The sequence below is a fragment of the Vibrio sp. 378 genome, from assembly GCF_033339435.1.
Map to the genome: position 1 here is coordinate 1 of NZ_JAWOUO010001236.1, position 511 is coordinate 511.

General features: G+C 42.9%; 1 protein-coding gene. It reads left to right on the forward strand.

The genetic code is table 11. The features are described from left to right. Positions 1 to 143: 143 nt before the first annotated feature. On the forward strand, positions 144 to 511 hold a 368-nt coding region (locus R7Q48_RS31320), incomplete at its 3' end, for an aminotransferase class IV (protein ID WP_318134356.1).

Here is a 511-nt window from a genome sequence, read left to right on the forward strand (position 1 = left end):
AAACGGTTCTTTGATCTTCAAAAAGTTCGCTGAGTAAAATCTCTAATAAGGTTTTAAGACCGCGAAACTTGTATTCTAACGGCTCGATGCTTAGCATTGAGCCGTTTTCTTTTATTTGTCGTCTGTAACCTAAGGGTGTTCTAATGTTTTGGGTAAATGGAGTTCCACAAACACAGGTTTCATTAGGTGATCGCTCTTTTCAATATGGAGACGGTTGCTTTACTACTATCCAGACTAAAAACGGCGAGCTAGAGTATTGGCAAGCGCATGTTGAACGTTTGGAAGCATGTCTCAAAACACTTCATATTCCTTTACCTGACTGGAGTATAGTTTCCGAGTGGGCTCACTTGGCTACCCTGAAAGATGAACACGCTGGAATCAAAATTCACATTAGCCGCGGAATCGGTGGAAGAGGGTATGGCACTAAGGGCATTGAGTGCCCAATGGTGACCATCTCGAACTTTGCATTTCCTGTCCATTATGTCGACTGGCAACAAAATGGGGTGAATCT